The sequence below is a fragment of the Mycobacterium sp. 134 genome, assembly GCF_048282715.1.
Classification (GTDB): Bacteria; Actinomycetota; Actinomycetes; order Mycobacteriales; family Mycobacteriaceae; genus Mycobacterium; species Mycobacterium septicum.
On record NZ_JBLVUN010000008.1, the window covers coordinates 1,194,735 to 1,210,430 of the forward strand.

At 67.3% G+C, this 15,696-nt stretch carries 18 protein-coding genes and 1 pseudogene; 4 read left to right on the forward strand and 15 right to left on the reverse strand.

What is annotated here, in order from left to right:
* Positions 1-71: 71 nt before the first annotated feature.
* Positions 72-581: a DinB family protein gene (locus tag ACNQVK_RS10465; protein WP_418029463.1), complete on the forward strand. Its 510-nt coding sequence runs from the start codon at positions 72-74 to the stop codon at positions 579-581.
* 12 nt (positions 582-593) lie between these two features.
* Here the strand turns inward: ACNQVK_RS10465 and hchA are convergent, their stop codons facing one another.
* The 8 genes from hchA to ACNQVK_RS10505 form a co-directional block, all read right to left on the reverse strand.
* Positions 594-1,478, reverse strand: coding sequence for a glyoxalase III HchA (gene hchA / locus ACNQVK_RS10470; protein ID WP_418029464.1), 885 nt, complete (start codon positions 1,476-1,478; stop codon positions 594-596).
* Between the two features lie 74 nt (positions 1,479-1,552).
* Positions 1,553-2,257 (reverse strand): anti-sigma factor domain-containing protein, encoded by a 705-nt coding sequence (locus ACNQVK_RS10475; RefSeq protein WP_418029465.1) that lies wholly within the window; start codon positions 2,255-2,257, stop codon positions 1,553-1,555.
* A complete protein-coding gene (locus ACNQVK_RS10480; protein ID WP_418029466.1) occupies positions 2,254-2,835 on the reverse strand; it encodes a sigma-70 family RNA polymerase sigma factor in 582 nt (193 codons plus the stop codon). Before ACNQVK_RS10480 ends, ACNQVK_RS10475 begins: the two co-directional genes overlap by 4 nt.
* Positions 2,836-2,837: 2 nt before the next feature.
* The gene (locus tag ACNQVK_RS10485; RefSeq protein WP_418029467.1) at positions 2,838-3,617 is read right to left on the reverse strand and encodes a DUF1295 domain-containing protein; all 780 of its coding nucleotides are present in this window, start codon (positions 3,615-3,617) and stop codon (positions 2,838-2,840) included.
* Positions 3,614-4,882, reverse strand: a complete 1,269-nt coding sequence (locus ACNQVK_RS10490; protein WP_418029468.1) for a class I SAM-dependent methyltransferase — start codon at positions 4,880-4,882, stop codon at positions 3,614-3,616. The genes ACNQVK_RS10485 and ACNQVK_RS10490 overlap by 4 nt, the downstream gene beginning before the upstream one ends.
* On the reverse strand, positions 4,879-5,616 hold the full coding sequence (locus tag ACNQVK_RS10495) for a DUF1365 domain-containing protein (protein ID WP_418029469.1): 738 nt from the start codon (positions 5,614-5,616) through the stop codon (positions 4,879-4,881). Before ACNQVK_RS10495 ends, ACNQVK_RS10490 begins: the two co-directional genes overlap by 4 nt.
* On the reverse strand, positions 5,610-6,902 hold the full coding sequence (locus ACNQVK_RS10500) for an NAD(P)/FAD-dependent oxidoreductase (RefSeq protein ID WP_418034096.1): 1,293 nt from the start codon (positions 6,900-6,902) through the stop codon (positions 5,610-5,612). The genes ACNQVK_RS10495 and ACNQVK_RS10500 overlap by 7 nt, the downstream gene beginning before the upstream one ends.
* 52 nt (positions 6,903-6,954) lie before the next feature.
* Positions 6,955-7,779 carry an LLM class F420-dependent oxidoreductase gene (locus ACNQVK_RS10505; RefSeq protein ID WP_418029470.1) on the reverse strand — a complete coding sequence of 275 codons (825 nt, stop codon included), beginning with the start codon at positions 7,777-7,779 and terminating at the stop codon, positions 6,955-6,957.
* A gap of 62 nt (positions 7,780-7,841) precedes the next feature.
* Between ACNQVK_RS10505 and ACNQVK_RS10510 the strand changes: the two genes are divergently transcribed.
* Complete coding sequence (locus ACNQVK_RS10510) at positions 7,842-8,939, forward strand: glutamate--cysteine ligase (protein ID WP_418029471.1); 1,098 nt, start codon at positions 7,842-7,844, stop codon at positions 8,937-8,939.
* A 5-nt stretch (positions 8,940-8,944) separates the two neighbouring features.
* Here ACNQVK_RS10510 and ACNQVK_RS10515 read toward each other — a convergent pair.
* The 5 genes and pseudogenes from ACNQVK_RS10515 to ACNQVK_RS10535 form a co-directional block, all read right to left on the reverse strand.
* Positions 8,945-9,355: pseudogene (locus ACNQVK_RS10515) on the reverse strand (gamma-glutamylcyclotransferase family protein); the annotation flags it as partial.
* On the reverse strand, positions 9,356-10,582 hold the full coding sequence (locus ACNQVK_RS10520; RefSeq protein ID WP_418029472.1) for an Nramp family divalent metal transporter: 1,227 nt from the start codon (positions 10,580-10,582) through the stop codon (positions 9,356-9,358).
* 92 nt (positions 10,583-10,674) lie between these two features.
* On the reverse strand, positions 10,675-10,905 hold the full coding sequence (locus tag ACNQVK_RS10525; protein ID WP_409548668.1) for a hypothetical protein: 231 nt from the start codon (positions 10,903-10,905) through the stop codon (positions 10,675-10,677).
* Between the two features lie 179 nt (positions 10,906-11,084).
* Entirely contained in the window at positions 11,085-12,161 is a 1,077-nt protein-coding gene (locus tag ACNQVK_RS10530; protein ID WP_418029473.1) for a diacylglycerol kinase, read from the reverse strand.
* An 8-nt stretch (positions 12,162-12,169) separates the two neighbouring features.
* The gene (locus tag ACNQVK_RS10535) at positions 12,170-12,961 is read right to left on the reverse strand and encodes an SDR family oxidoreductase (protein ID WP_418029474.1); all 792 of its coding nucleotides are present in this window, start codon (positions 12,959-12,961) and stop codon (positions 12,170-12,172) included.
* A gap of 185 nt (positions 12,962-13,146) precedes the next feature.
* Here ACNQVK_RS10535 and ACNQVK_RS10540 point away from each other — a divergent pair, with 185 nt between their 5' ends.
* Positions 13,147-13,626 (forward strand): glucose-6-phosphate dehydrogenase, encoded by a 480-nt coding sequence (locus ACNQVK_RS10540; RefSeq protein WP_418029475.1) that lies wholly within the window; start codon positions 13,147-13,149, stop codon positions 13,624-13,626.
* Positions 13,627-13,800: 174 nt separating this feature from the next.
* Positions 13,801-14,103 carry a hypothetical protein gene (locus tag ACNQVK_RS10545; RefSeq protein WP_418029476.1) on the forward strand — a complete coding sequence of 101 codons (303 nt, stop codon included), beginning with the start codon at positions 13,801-13,803 and terminating at the stop codon, positions 14,101-14,103.
* A gap of 1 nt (position 14,104) precedes the next feature.
* Here ACNQVK_RS10545 and ACNQVK_RS10550 read toward each other — a convergent pair whose 3' ends face one another.
* A complete protein-coding gene (locus ACNQVK_RS10550; RefSeq protein WP_418029477.1) occupies positions 14,105-14,983 on the reverse strand; it encodes a Ku protein in 879 nt (292 codons plus the stop codon).
* Between the two features lie 60 nt (positions 14,984-15,043).
* The gene (locus tag ACNQVK_RS10555) at positions 15,044-15,679 is read right to left on the reverse strand and encodes a pyridoxamine 5'-phosphate oxidase family protein (RefSeq protein ID WP_418029478.1); all 636 of its coding nucleotides are present in this window, start codon (positions 15,677-15,679) and stop codon (positions 15,044-15,046) included.
* Positions 15,680-15,696 lie beyond the last annotated feature (17 nt).

Consider the following 15,696-nt stretch of genomic DNA (forward strand, 5'->3'; position numbering starts at 1 on the left):
TCCCCCGCGGCCGAGCCGTCTGTAGCCCATCGCGGGAGCGATGTCCGGGGGCGATGGCAGCATCACAGACCATGACGTCGACGCAGCGGCCGAGGCCGCCGATGAATGCCGATGAGCGCACGACGCTGGAGAGCTGGCTGGACTTCTATCGCGCCACGTTGGCGCTCAAATGTGACGGCCTGGATGACGAACAGCTGCGTTCGGCTTCGGTGCCGCCGTCCGGGTTGAGCCTGCAGGGTCTGGTGCAGCACGCGGCGGAGGTGGAGCGGAACTGGTTCCGCAGAGTGCTCACCGGTGAGGACGCGCCTGCGATCTTCGGGCCGCGGAATCCCGACGGACATGATGGTGGTTTCGAGGTGTCCGCTGAGCCGTCATTCGCCGTCGCCACGCGAATCTGGCAGGGCGAGGTCGAGCAGGCGCGTATCAACTCCGCGGCGCGCGGGCTCGATGACACCGCGGCCTTCATGGGCGGCGAGGTCAGCTTGCGCTGGATCTATACGCACATGATCGCCGAGTACGCCCGCCACTGCGGGCATGCGGATCTGATCCGGGAACGCATTGACGGGCAGGCCGGGGTCTGAGGCCGCCGCGGATCAGGCCTGTCGCTCCACCCCGAGCGCATCGAGCAGGCAGTTGACGGCCAGCTTGCCCAGCGCGTCGGACGCCAGCGGGCTGTCGCCCGTGAGCAGCCGGCGGTCTTGATGCACGGTGCCGGCCATCTTGTCGTTGACTATGGTGAGCCCTTGCTTGGCCAGCAGGTCGGCGACGAGCCACTGCAGGCGCCCGGGCAGGTAGCCGATCTCGATGTTCGGCCCCTCGTCGAGCGAGTCGGGGAACACGCACACCGAGTATCCGGACAACGGCGACTGCGCCCTGCCGAGGCCGGCGGCCAGCAGCGCCGCCGGACCGTGGCACAGGGTGACGATGAACCGGCCGTGGTCCAGGGCCCAGTTCAGCGTCCGGCCCACCGCTTCGCTGCCGGGCAGTCCGACGACGGCACCGTGACCGCCGGGAATGAAGACCGCGAGGTAATCGGAGCCCGGCTTGAGTTCCGCGACCACATCGGACAGCCTGTGCGGCTGCTTGAGCTTGGGTTTGAGGGACTCGTAGGTCGAGGTCACGGCCTGGTCCTGGTGGGGCATGGCCCACAACTCCAGCTTGGCCGGGTACCCGGAGACGGTCGCGACGTCGACGTCGAACCCGGTCTCCATCAGATGGTGCAGCGGTAGCAGCATCTCCACCGGATGGTTGCCGGTGGAGAACATCTTTCCGTTCTGGCACAGCACATATCGCTCTTCGGCGGCGATCATCAGCACCTTCCACCGGCCCTCGGTGTAGGCGCCTTTGTGTTCGACGCCGGCGAAGTCGGTCTTGGGTGAGGTGTACTGACTCAACGAGTAGGGCGACGGGAAGAAGGCGTTGTCCTCGGCCTGATCGGGGGTGGGCGCCTTGCTGAGGTTGTCCGCATCCTGTGACATCTCGTTCACCATCCTTTGCGCCGGATCGTGTGGTTGAGGTCAGTGATACCCGGGTTGGGCTCGGGCCATACGTGTCACCGCAGGGGTAGCTCGGCGAAGATCGGAGTGGTCGGCGCCGTCGAACCGGTGCCCGGCTCCACGGTGAAAGCCAGTGCGGACGCGTCACCGAGGTTCGGTAGCACCGCTGTGGTCGACGGTGCCACGGCCGCCGAGTCCATGGTGCCCGCTGATTCCGGTCCGCCCTCGCGCAGCAGCCACATCTGATAGACGGTGCCGGTCTCCGGCGGCGTGACCCCGTTCATCACCAGCACGCCGGCGTCGCGTTCGCGGGAGAACACCACCGTCGCGGTTCCGCCGGTGGGGATCGCGCCGGAGACGGTCCGCACGTCAGGGGCGGCAAAGATCTGTTCGGCGGCCGACGGTGTGGGGGCCGGCCGCGTCGCGATGCCTATACCGATGCCTGCGACGGCGACCACGACGGCGGCCGCGGCGGCCAGCGCGGCGGTGCGCCACCGGTGCCGGGTGGGCCGCAGCGCACCCGCCGACACCGCCGCGATCAGCCGGTCCCGCAGTTCTGCGGGCGGCTCCAGCGCGGTGCCCGCCGCCACGGTGGCCATGGTCTCGCGCACGTCCCGTACCTCGCTGGCGAACTGCGCGGCGACCTCCGGCGGTGCAGCCACGAGGCGCTGTTCGATCTCGGTGCGTTCGGCGTCCGATACCGCGTGCAGTGCGTACGGGGTGGCCAGCGTCGTCAGTTCGGGGTCCAGCGGGTCGGTCATGCCGCCCCCAGGCAGTTGCGGAGGCCGCGGATCGCGTCACGCATCCGGGATTTGATGGTGGCGAGGTTGGCGGTCAGCCGTTGGGACACCTGGCTGTAGGTCAGCCCGTCGTAGTAGGCGAGGTGGATGCATTCGCGCTGGTCCTCGGTCAGTGAGGACAGGCAGTCGGCGACCCTGCGCTGCTCGTCCCGGGTGATCACCGAGTCGGCGACGTGGTCGACGGGCGGCTCCACGTTGCTCGCGCCGTAGCGGGACTCACGCCGGCTGGCGGCTTGTTCGGCGCGCACCCGGTCCACCGCGCGCCGGTGTGCCAGCGTCATCAGCCAGGCCATCGGGGAACCGGCGGCCGGGTTGTAGGTGCCAGCGGCGTGCCACACCTGAAGGTAGATGTCCTGGGTGGTTTCCTCGCTGTATCCCGGATCCCGAAGAACCCGCGTGACCAGGCCGAACACCCTGGACCTCGTCTGGTCGTACAGCGCGGCGAAGGCATCGACGTCCTGTCGGGCCACCCGGTGTAGCAACGCGTCGAGTTCGGCGGTCACCCGCATCAGCCTAGCCACCGGGACCTGCTCCGTCATGTTTATCCAGATCTCGGTGGTGTCGGTATGAAAAACGAAGTGCGCGAACAATATTCCGCGAACCCCGGCCGGCCCGCCATGTGTTTCTCGGCGAGGCGCGCACCGGTCGCGTACACCAGGAAGTAAGTCATCAGCACCGGAGACAGCACTGTCACCAGCGATACCCAGCCGCAGATGCTCACCAGCCACAGCCCCCACCACACGCAGCTGTCCCCGAAATAGTTGGGATGGCGCGTCCAGGCCCACAGGCCGCGGTCCATGATCGCGCCCTTGTTGGCCGGGTCGGATTTGAACCGGCGTAGCTGGTGGTCGCCGATGGCCTCGAAGGCCAGCCCGACGGCCCAGATCGTCACGCCGGCAATCAGAACCGGCCGCAGGGCAGGGGGCGTCGGTCCGAGCGTGGCCGACAGCTGCACCGGTAGCGAGACGAACCACGTTGCGGCCGCCTGGATCACGAATATCTTGCGCAGCACGTGGCCGACCGAGAAGTCGCCGCCGAGCAGCTGCCGGTAGCGCGGATCCTCACCCTTTCCTGCCGATTTGAGCACCATGTGCCAGGACAACCGGCCCGCCCAGAGCCCGACCAGGCATAGGATCAGGATGCGGCGGAAGGGATCGCCGTTGCCCAGGACAGCGCTGATCGCGGCGACCACGATGAAACCGACACCCCAGGCCACGTCGACCACGTTGTACCGCCCGAGGTTTCGGCCGATCAAGAACGTGGCCCCGTGCACCACGGCCAGTGCGGCCAGCGAAACCGTGGCGATCACGAGCAGGTTCACCGGTGTCCTCCCGTCGGCGCGAAGGTCCACTGGTAGACGTCGAGATAGCCGGCGGCGAATCCCGCCTCGGAGTAGGCCAGGTACAGCTCCCACATCCGCTGGAACACATCGTCGAATCCCTGTGATGTGAGCGCGTCGCGGCGCGCGAGGAAGCCCTCACGCCACAACCGGAGGGTCTCGGCGTAGTGCGGACGCAGCGACATCATGTCGACCGTCCGCAGCCGGGTACCGCGTTCGGTCAGGCCGATGATCGCTTCGGTCGAGGGCAGCAGCCCGCCCGGGAAGATGTACTTCTGTATCCAGGTGTAGGTGTCGCGGGTGGCCAGCATGCGGTCGTGCGGCATCGTGATCGCCTGGATCGCGATCCGGCCACCCGGGAGTACCAGGCGGTCGAGGGTTTGAAAGTAAGTGGGCCAGAATCGATATCCGACCGCCTCGATCATCTCGACGGAAAGCACGGCGTCGTAGCAGCCGTCGACGTCGCGGTAATCGCACAGGTCGATGTCGACGCGGTCGGCCAGGCCGGCGGCCGCCACCCGGTGCCGGGCCAGCCGCTGCTGCTCGGACGACAGGGTGATCGACCGGATCTGCGCGCCGCGCGCGGCGGCACGGATACAGAGCTCACCCCACCCGGTCCCGATCTCCAGTACCCGGCTGCCCGGCCCGACACCGGCCGCGTCGAGCAGTCGGTCGATCTTGCGGCGCTGGGCATCTGCCAGTACGGCCGGAGTGGCAGGCAGGTGCTCGAACAGTGCACTGGAGTATGTCATCGTCTCGTCGAGGAACTCGGAGAAGAGCTCATTCGACAGGTCGTAGTGCGCCGAGACGTTCCGCCGGGCCTGTGCGGGCTCGTTGTGCTGGGAACGCGGTGACCGCGGCAGGGTGACGCTCCGGAATCGTTGCAGTGCAGCAGGAATCAGATCACTCATCGATCTTCCGAACTCGGTGAGCAATCCGACGAGGTCGGTGGAATGCCACTCACCGGCCATGTATGACTCACCGAACCCGATCAGGCCGTACCGGCCGATCCTGCGGGTGAGAGCGTCCGGCTGGTCGATGACCATGGTGGGCAACGTCGGGTCGGCCGCCCCGATGACGGTTCCGCCGGGCAGCGCCAGCCGTACCGGCAACGTGGCGGCGGCCCGCTTCAGCAGCCGCCCGGCCGCGGCGCCGGCGATGACGGCGGCAGGTCCGCTCGGTGGCCGCGCCACGTCGGGCCAGCGGTTCGGGTCGATGCCGGAGCGCGTCTCGGTCTCGATGCTCACAGGGCCCTTCCTCGGTCGGCGGCGGTGCATTCGTCGGCGGGCCGGGGTATCACGGGAACCCGGCGTAGCCACAACTTGATCCCCTCGATCCGGATGGCGAGCGCCCCTGCCAGCGGGGCCAGCGGCGCGGCCAGCTGAAGGCGCATGACCTGCGCTGCGCTCGCCGCCCTGCGGTCACCGCGTAGCGTGGCGACAAAGGCCGGATGGCCTTGGCGATGAAGGGAAATCGTCACGTCCACGTGCTCAGCGGGTTCGGGAGCACGGACCCGGTAGTGGCCGTCGACGGCATTGAACGGAGAGACATACATCCGCTTGGGGACTCGGTCGGGACCACCTGCGGGCAGCAGATAGGCGTGGCGCTGGCCGTAGGTGTTGTGCACCTCGGCCACGACGAAGCGCAACGTGCCGCCGGCGTCGTGGCACCAGTACAGGCTCAACGGGTTGAACACATATCCCAGCACCCGGGCCTGGAGGAGAGCGGTAACGCGGCCGCCCCCGAGGTCCACATCGTGCGACCGCAGAAACGCATCAACGCGTTGACGCAGTGAGTCTTTCGGGGTTCCGGCGAAGTGGTCGCCGGCCTCGAACCGGGCGAACGGGCTCAGCCAGCGGGGTAGGCGCGGCATCCGGTCCAGATCGACGTACCAGCTGTACCCGCGGTAGGTGAAACGATGACGCACCGGGGCCTGGCGGAGATGGGTTATCCGGGTTCGGTAGATGGCGGGAGTCAGCATGCCAGCGGCTCCGGTGCCGACCGGCCGGCCCATCGGGCTCCCAGCCGCTGGGCGGCCCGCCACCCTGACAAGGCGCCGTCCTCGTGAAATCCCCAGCCGTGATAGGCGCCGGCGAACACCACCCGGTCGTCGTTGAGAGAAGGCAGGAGTTGTTGAGCGGCAACTGATTCAGCTGTGTAAGCCGGATGGCTGTAGAGCATCTCGGACAACACGGTCGAGGGGTCGACCCGATCGGCCCCGCCGAGTGTGACCAGGTAACGACGGGGGCCGCCCAACCGCATCAGCCTGGTGATGTCGTAGGTGACGGTGACTGCGCGATTGAAGGGGTCGATCAGGTAGTTCCAGGATGCTCGCGCCCGCGGTAGGCGTGGCAGCAGGGACTCGTCGGTGTGCAGTTGCGCCTGGTTCAGGTGGTAGGGGATGGCTCCGAGGACGGATCGTTCGGCACCGGTGGGTTCGGCCAGCATCAACAGCGCCTCGCCGGGGTGTGCGGCGATGACGACGGCATCGAACTGCCGGGGCTCGCGGCCGTCCACAGTGACCGAAACGCCATCGGGGCATCGGCGCACTGATCGCACGTGCGCGCCGGTGACCGCCTCGTGCAATCGGGACACGATTGCGTCGACGTAGGTGGCCGACCCGCCCTGCACCGTGCGCCACGTCGGGGAGCCGAAGACCGACAGCATGCCGTGGTGCTGAAGGAAGACGCACAGGTAACGGGCCGGATAGTCCAGCGCCTCACCCGGCGGGCACGACCAGACCGCCGCTACCAGTGGGCTCATGAACCGGTCGATGAAGTACTGGGAGAATCCGTGGCGCCGGATGAACGCGCCCAGGCTCTCCTCGTCGCTGCCGGCCGGCCGGTCCAGCAGCCGGGTTGCCAGGCGGTGGAATCGGGTGATCTCGCCCAGCATCAGCAGATAACGCGGCCGGGTCAGGTTGGACCAGGCTGGGAACAAGCCGCCGAGGCCGCGTGCACCGGCGTACTCCAGCCCGGTGCCGTCGTCGCGCACCGACATCGACATGTCGGTGTTCTGCGTACGGATTCCCAGCTCATCGAACAGGCGGCACAGAGTCGGGTAGGTGCGGTCGTTGTGCACCAGGAAGGCGGTGTCGAGGGCGACGGTGCGGCCGTCCTCGACGACATGCTGGGTATGAGCATGTCCGCCGAAGCGGTCGTCGCACTCCAGGAGGGTGACCCGGTCGCGCGCCGAAAGAACGTATGCGGCGGTCAGGCCGGCGACGCCGCTGCCGATGACGGCGACTGACCGTCCGCCAGGATGAATCTGCTCCACACCATGGATTCGGTGCCGGCACCGCCCCGGATGGGACGGATTTCTACCGGAGTTCGGCGATCACCTTTCCGAATGCCTCGGCGTGGGCGATCTGCACGATGATGTAGGTGATCCCGTACGTCTCGCGCAGGCCGCGAATGCGGTCGGCGATGGCGCTGACCGACCCCGACAGCACTCCGGGATGCCGTAGCAGCTCTTCGTCGCTGAGCCCCGGCAGGAAATGGCGGGGCACGTTGAGAATCGGCATCTCGCTGCCGGGCGCAGGCATCGCGGTGACTGCGATGTTGAGCTCCAGCTCGTCGAACCGGTCACCGGCAGCGTTGCGCAGGAAAGAGATTCGGTCGGCCAACGGGTCACTGTCGCCGTCGTGGACCCGGTCACCACCGGTGAGGCCGATGATGTCGGCGGTCTGGGCGGCCAGGGTCAGCAGCCGGTCCCCGTTGCCCGCGATGAGGATCGGGATGTCGGGTGCATGCTCGCGCAGGTACTCGGTGGTGTGACGCAGATAGTCGATGCGTTCGCGTGCGCTGGGGAAGGGCAGTTCTGCGGCGTCGAACTCTTCGCGCACGTAGCCCGCGCCGAGCCCGAGGTCGAACCGGCCTCCGGACAGATCCCGCAGGGCGGTGGCATCGCGCGCCAGCAGCGCCGGTTTGTAGAAGCCGGCATTGAGCACGAACGTCCCGACGCGGAGCGTGCTGGTCGCCGCGGCGACGGCGGTCAGGGTGGGGAACGGGGCAGGCGCACCGAGATGGTCGGGCACGTTGAGCACGTGGAAGCCGAGGTCTTCGGCACGCCGGGCGGCGTCGGCAATCTGCGACTGGGATTCGGCGGTTCGCAGGCTGACGCCAAAGCGGAAATCGTTGGGCATCACCCGATCTTAGGCAGGGCCGTCCCAGGTTTGGAGGCGTCTGCGGCGGGCAATTCTGAGCCGTGACGAGTCATCCGACGATGGGCGTTGAGGAGGAGTTCCTGCTCATCGATCCACAGAGCGGCGAACCGATCGCCCGCAACAGGCAAGTCGCCGCCAGTGCCGCCGCGCACGGGGTGGACCTGCAGCTGGAGCTGACCAGCTGTCAGGTCGAGACCACCACGGACGTGATGGACAGCAGCAGCGCGCTGCGCTCCGAGCTGACAAGGTTGCGCCGGATTGCCACCGAGGCCGCCGCCGCCAGCGGGGCGCAGCTGCTGGCCGCCGCGCTGCCGCCGACCGTGCCGCACAAATTCCCGGTCACGCCGACCGCGCGCTACCGCAGGATCGCCCACCGGTTCGGCATGATCGCCCACGAACAGGGCATCTGCGGTTGCCATGTCCATGTCGCGGTGCCCGACCGTGAGGCCGCGATCCACGTCAGCAACTGGCTGCGGCCGTGGCTGCACGTGTTGTTGGCGCTGACCGCCAATTCGGCGATCTATCGCAACACCGACAGCGGCTATGCCAGCTTCCGCAGTGTGCTGTGGTCGCGGTGGCCCAGCTCAGGGCCTCCGCCGTACTTCGATTCGGCCGCGCAGTACGACGCCGCCGTCGCCATGCTCGAGCGGGCCGGCGCGGCGCTGGACGACGGCATGATCTATTGGGATGTCCGGCCGTCGGCGAATTTCCCTACGGTCGAGGTGCGGGTGTCCGATGTGCCCGCGACGGTGGCCGAGACGGTGCTGCTGGCCACGTTGATCCGGGCCGGGGTGATGACGGCGATGACGGCCCATGACGATGGCGAATCGACTCCGCGCCTGGCGGATTGCCAGATCCGCGCGGCCCATTGGAAGGCCGCTCGCGATGGCCTCGACGGCGACGGCATCGATCTGCTGGGGGATCAGTCGACGGTCCCGGCGCGGGAACTGCTCGACAGATTCGTCGATACGGTGCGCCCGGCATTGGTGGCATTGGGCGACTACGAGATGGTGCGTGGCGAGCTCGGCCGCGTCGTCGCCGAGGGTAACGGCGCGATGCGTCAGCGCCGGGCCTGGCGGTGTAGGGGCGAAATCGAAGATGTGATAAGCGAATTGGCGGCCGCTGTGGTCAGCGACTAACCCGCCCAGCGGCCCAGGAACTCGACCCAGGCGTGCGGAAGGTCGTGGTGCGCCGCGCCGGCCAGGATGCGTTCCAGATAGCCCGGCCGCGGCGGCCCGGGTTGCACACGATGGTCGATGTAGACCCAGGCCGGCTCAGGCCCGCCGGAGGTGTGCACGGTCAGCCGGTCTCGGCGGTAGCGAACCGGCACTCCCTCGGCGCGGTCCAGCGCGGCCAGGTCGTGGTCGGTGACCTGCCATAAGACGCCGTGCACATGTGCTGCGCCGATCGGTTCGATGGTGGCCACGCCGCGCTGGTTGATCAGCCAGCTGTGGCCGTCGAGGCGGGCGGGCCTGGGGTCGACCGCGCCCGGACAGCGCCGGGCCATCTGTGTCACGCACAGATTCGAGCCGTAGGCGAAGTAGGGGTGGAGCACTCAGCCCCTGACTGTCAGATAGATCAGGACCACGTTGAGCACACTGATCAATCCGGCCACAGCCCAGCCGAGTGCCGTGGTGATGCGGTGGTTGACGTCCTCGCCCATCAGGGTCGCGTTGCTGGTCAGCCGGATCAGTGGAATCAGAGCGAGAGGTATGCCGAACGACAGCACGACCTGCGAGAGCACCAGCGCCCGGCTGGGGTCGACGCCGATGGCCAGGATGACCAGAGCCGGGATCAGGGTGACCAGCCGGCGCAACAGAAGTGGGTAGGAACGACGCAGCAGTCCCTGCATGATCATCGCGCCCGCGTACGCACCAACAGAGGTCGACGCAAGACCGGAGGCCAGCAGTCCGATGGCGAACAGCAGGGCAACCGTCGGGCCGAGGGTGTCGCGGACCGCGGCGTGGGCGCCTTCGATGGAGTCCGTGTTGTCGCGTCCCTGCAGGTTGGTCGCCGCGACCAGCAGCATGGCCAGATTCACCGCGCCGGCCACCAGCATCGCCAGCCCGACGTCATAGCGCGTCACTTTCAGCAGCAGTCTCCGCCGGGGACCGGGCTCGGGTTGCCCGTGCCGGTCTCGGGCCAGCCCTGAGTGCAGGTAGACGGCGTGCGGCATCACCGTGGCGCCGAGCATCGCGGTGGCCAGCAGCAGGCTTTCTGCCCCTTCGAACCGGGGGATCAGCCCGGACGCCACCTCGGCGGCCGGGGGAGGTTCGACGAACAGGCTGGTGAGAAAGCCGATGGCGATGATCAGCAGTAGTCCGGTGATCACCCTCTCGAACACACGTTGTCCACTGCGGTTCTGCACGCTCAGCAGCAACAGCGACACCAGGCCGGTGATGATGCCGCCGAGCAGCAGCGGCAGATCGAACAGCAGGTGCAGCGCGATCGCCCCGCCGACCACCTCGGCGAGATCGGTTGCGACGGCGACCAATTCGGCCTGTATCCAGTAGGCGATGCGGGTCGGGGTGCGGGTGTTGTCGGCGACCACTTCGGGCAGCGAGCGGCCCGTGACCAGGCCCAGCTTGGCCGAGAGGTACTGCACCAGGCCGGCCATCGCGTTGGCCACCAGGATCACCCAGACCAGCAGGTAGCCGAACTGCGCTCCCGCGCTGACATTGGCGGCCACGTTGCCGGGGTCGACGTAGGCGATCGCGGCGACGAAGGCAGGCCCGAGCAGCAGCCAGCTTGGCAGGCTGCGTGCCTTGGTTTCCTCTAACAACGGCCCAACTCTCCATCCGGGTTCTCGAATAGAAAAGTTAGGGTAGCCGAAACTTTCTGGTCAAGCCAGGTCGGGGGTGGTTACAAAGGGTGTCACCAACCGATGCCAATGCCTCCGAAGCCGAACACCGGGCCGTACCAGGGGCCGTAATTCCTCATGGCGGGCGGTGACGTGATGATCTGCGTGCTGCCGTTGGTCTGGCACTGCGTGGTGTTCGGTGAGGTGTTGGTGCACTGCGGTGCGGCCGAGCCGGCCGGGGCCGTGAGAATCGCCAAACACGGCACCGCCAGCAATGCAGCCAGGTACCGAACGATGTTCGTCATGACCTACTCCGATCCTGGAGCAAGTCTACGTCTGAATAGCGCTGTCAGCGCTGGTCAGGACACGAAAAAATCGTCATCCCAGGGGAACATCCCATAGCCGGGCTGCGGCGGTGTCGAGTCGACCTGAGCGTTGCCCGGCGACTCGGATTCCGTGGTCCGGCCCCCCTTCCAGCGAGGTTCTATCCGGCGGCGTACAGACCGCGGCCGGTGATCAACGGCAGGTCGAGAGTGGTCCGGATACCAGGCTTGGCATCCACCACCGCCGGGATCGCGTTCACCACCCGCGCGGCCGTGGCGACCAGACCCGCATGGTTGTGATCGCCGTTGGGGCTGCTCAGGCGCAGGTCCAGGTGGTAGGACGGCTCACCGGTCACCACGACGCGGTATGAGCCGCCCTCCTGCGCGGGCTGCGGCCACTCGGGGCACAGGTCGTCGCGCAGTCGCGTCACGTGCTCCAACACCACGGCGGCCTTGCCGTCGCGCATGCCGCGCACCTCGAAACGCAATGCGGCAGTGGTACCCGCGGGGATGTGACCGGCTGAGATTTCGAAGTCCTCCGGCGCGGGCACCCGGGTGTGCTCCTCGGTGACCTCGTCGAGTTCGATGCCAAGGCCGGCGGCCAGCTGACGGACCACCGAACCCCAGGCCAGGGTCAGCACGCCGGGTTGCAGCAGCATCGGAGTTTCGTCGATCGGCTTGCCGAAGCCCATCACGTCGAACATCACCGCGGCGCTGTCGTAGGTCGCATAGTCGACGATCTCCATACACCGGATCTGCTCGATCTGCTGGCAGGTGCCGGCAAGAGCAAGGGGCAGAAGGTCATTCGCGAAACCGGGGTCGATGCCGTTGACGAAGATGCTGGCACCGCCGGCCTCGGCGGCGGTCTCGATGGGCTCGATCAACTCTGCCGGTAGCACCTGCCACGGGTACTGCAGGAATACCGCGGAGCTGGCCACCACGTTGACGCCGGCCGCCAGGATGCGCCGGTAGTCCTCGAGGGCCTCGGGCAGCCGGTTGTCGGCAAGGGCGGTGTAGACCACGCAGTCCGGCTTGTCGGCCAGGATTGCGTCGAGGTCGTCGGTGGCCAGGATGCCCGTCGAAACATCAAGGCCGGCAAGCTCTCCGGCGTCTTTTCCGGCCTTGGCCGATGAAGACACCCATACGCCGGTGAGTTCGTAGTCCGGATTGACGACGAGCTGCTTGAGCGCATGCTTGCCGACGTTTCCGGTACCGACTGCCGCTACGCGAATGGTCATTGTGCTCCTCAGAGGTCGGGAATGGGCAGGTCGAGATTGGGCATGTTCAGGCCGCCGTCGACCTCGAGCACCTTGCCGGTGAGGTAGCTGCCCGCGGGGGAGGACAGGTACACGGCGGCGGCGGCGATGTCGGCCGGATCGCCCAGGCGGCGCAGCGGCGTGGCCTTCTCCATCGGGTCCCGCAGCGCCTCGTTGGAGGCGACGATGTCGAGGGCCGAGGTCAGGATCGAGCCGGGCGCGATGGCGTTGACTCGGATGCGGGGGCTCAAGTCCAGTGCGGACAGCCGGGTGTAGTGGGCGAGGGCGGCCTTCGCGGTGCCGTACGCGGCGAATCCGCGACCGGCCAGGCGCCCCACCGTGGAGGTGATGTTGATGATGCTGCCGCCGCCGGAGTGCTCGAGCATCAGCGGCACGGCCGCACACGTCAGCGCGTGCGCGGTCGACACGTTGAACGTGAACGCGTCGCGCAGATCCTTGGTGGAGGTGTTCAAAAGCGGCGCCGGCATGGTGCCGCCGACGTTGTTGACGACGATGTCTAGTTTCCCGAACGCCTCGACCGCAATGGCCGCGAGTTCGGCGGTGGCCTCGGGATGGGCCAGGTCGGCGACGACGACGTGCGCCTTGCGCCCCGTCTCGGCGATCTGCTCGGCGACCGCATCGAGTTGCGCCTGGGTACGGGCCGCGATGACCACGTCCGCACCGGCTTCCGCGAATGCCAGGGCGGTGGCAGCGCCCAGTCCGCGGCCGGCTCCGGTGACGATCGCAACCTTGTCGTCCAGTCGGAATCTGTCCAGAATCACGTGCACTCCGTTCGCTTGCTCGGCGCCACGCTAGCAGGGTGAGCGGACGGCCGTGGGGCATTTCTGAAACACGTTCTAGTCGCCCTGTGTGTTCTCTGGCCTCTCGCGGTGCGTTGGCCAAAGCCGCACCGCGGCCACCATGGCGGGCGCACACTGGAGTGGTCAGTTCAAGGTGGGGAGCGGCGATGACCCAGCAGCGAGACGACTTCTTCGGCGATGTTTTCGCGCGGTATTTCAAACCCGCGATCCATCAGTACCCGTCGACGGCGGGCACGCTCATCCACCGCCTGCTCGCGTGTACCGACGACCTGCAGGACCGCTTGGCCCAGGCTCGTCTGGCGGCGGAGGTGTGGGGCGAGGAGGAGTTGGGTCATCAAGGCCATCATGTGCACCCGGCGTCGGAATTGTTCGTCATCACCCAGTGCGGCCTGATGTACGGCGCGCGTTTCGCCGACGCCCGTCACGGTCTCTATTACCTGGCGACACCGCACACGATGTTCGACGCATTCGTCGATCAGGTCGAGCGCACACCACTGAGTCTGGGCACGGTGGTCGCGGTCGATCGTCGGTGTAGTCACGACCTCGAATCCGCCCATCCCATGGACGCGGCACTACGCCGGATCCTGGACGAACACGAGGTCTTGCGCGTCGACGTACGTGCCTGACGGCGCCCCGAGACCGCTCATGTTAACGCCGTATTTCGGCGGAGTTCGCTGCGTGTTAACCGGTGTGGATTCGGTATGAGATTGTCCGACAACGGAATTCGGCGTTTTAGGTTTAGCCCACTTCACCGAAACCGAGAGGACGGGCTGAACCCAGTGAAACGGAACTTGAGAAGCGTGTGTGTCGCCGGTGCCGGGCTGTGCGGGCTGGGGCTGGCGGTTGCCGCGCCGGCCGCCGCCGCGCCCACCGAGTCGACGGCGAGCCAAACCATCAGTGACCTCGAAAGCCAGGGCTACCGGGTGATCTTGAGCAAGGTGGGCACCAAAGCCCTCGACGACTGCACGGTGAGCGCCGTCCGTCAGGGGCGTTCGGTCACCGCACCGCAGATACCGACCGGCGCGGCAAGCATCACGTCGTTCAACCCCGGACAGAATCTGCAGTACATCACGGTGTACGTGGATCTGGACTGCCGCCGCTGAGCTACTTCTTGGCTGCCGCTTTCTTGGCGGGAGCCTTTTTGGCCGGGGCCTTCTTCGCGGGGGCTTTCTTGGCCGGTTCTTTCGCCGCGCCGCCGCGCGCCTTCACGCTGGCCTCGAGTTTGGCCAGCAGGTCGGACACGTCCTCGGTCTCGTCGAGCTCGGTCGGTTGTTCCTCGACCGAGAAAGCCTCTCCGCCTTCAAGTTTGGCCTGGACCAGCTCGTGCAGCTGTTCCTGGTAGTCGTCGCGGAACTGGTCTGGTTTGAAGTCGTCGGTCATCGACTCCACAACCTGACCGGCCATCTTCAGCTCGGCCGGCTTGATCTCGACTTCCTTGTCCAGCACCGGGAAGTCGGGGTCGCGGATCTCGTCGGGCCATAGCAGGGTGTGGATCACCATGACGTTGCGCTTGCTGAAGTCCTTGACCCGCAACGCGGCCAGCCGCGTCTTGTTGCGCAGCGAGAAGTGCACGATGGCCACCCGATCGGTCTCGGCGAGCGTCCTGGCCAGCAGCACATAGGACTTCGACGACTTGGAGTCGGGCTCCAGGAAATAGCTCTTGTCGTACATCAACGGGTCGAGCTGGTCGGCCGGGATGAACTCGACGACCTCGATCTCGCGGCTGCGTTCTTCGGGCAGTGTGGCGATGTCCTCGTCGGTGATCACCACCATCTGCCCGTCGTCGGATTCGAACGCCTTGTTGATGTCGCGGAACTCGACGACCTCGCCACACACCTCGCAGACGCGCTTGTAGCGGATGCGCCCGTTGTCCTTGGCGTGGACCTGATGGAACTTGATGTCGTGGTCCTCGGTGGCGCTGTAGACCTTGACCGGCACGTTCACCAGGCCGAAGGCGATCGAACCCTTCCAGATGGATCGCATTTGCCCAGTATGGCTTGATATCGGCGACTGCGCGAAGAACCACCGGATCGGTGCGTCGGGTCAGGTGCCGTTGACCAGGCGATGCACGGACTCGGGCGCGTCGACGTCCGCACCCACCCACGGCGCGGGAATCGGGTCTCCGGCCACGGTCCGAAGGGGCACCACGCCGGCCCATCCGCCGGAGTCGGCCGCGTCGTCCGGCGGTGCCGGCGGGGCGTCGCGCACCTTGACCGTCCAGCCGTCGGGCGTGATCGGCAGCGCGATCGCGAGTGTCGCGGCGAGTTCTCGCTTGGTGCTGGACCGCACCTCAGAACTGCGGCCTGGGATCAGCGAGTCGCTCATCAGGTCCAGTGCGTAGGCCGCGTCGGTCGGGTCGATGACGGTCAGGTGCCCGCGTACGACGGCCGACCGGTAGTTGGCTGTCGAGTCGAAAAGCGTGTCCGCCACGACGATTCCGTCGAGAAGCGTGACGCAGAAGGCGGCGGGCGCCCCGGCCGCCACATGCCGCAGCGCGCCCGCGCCCGTCGACCCGTGCAGGATGACCCGGTCACCGTCGCGGGCGTACAGCATGGGCACGACCCACGGTTGTCCGTCAAGCACTGTCGCGAGCGTGCCGACGGCCGCGGCGTCGAGTACCGAGTCGAGGGCGGCCCGGTCGGTGCGGGCGCGCTCGCGTTCTCTCCTGATCTCCTTCACGGAGTGAATTCTGCGGG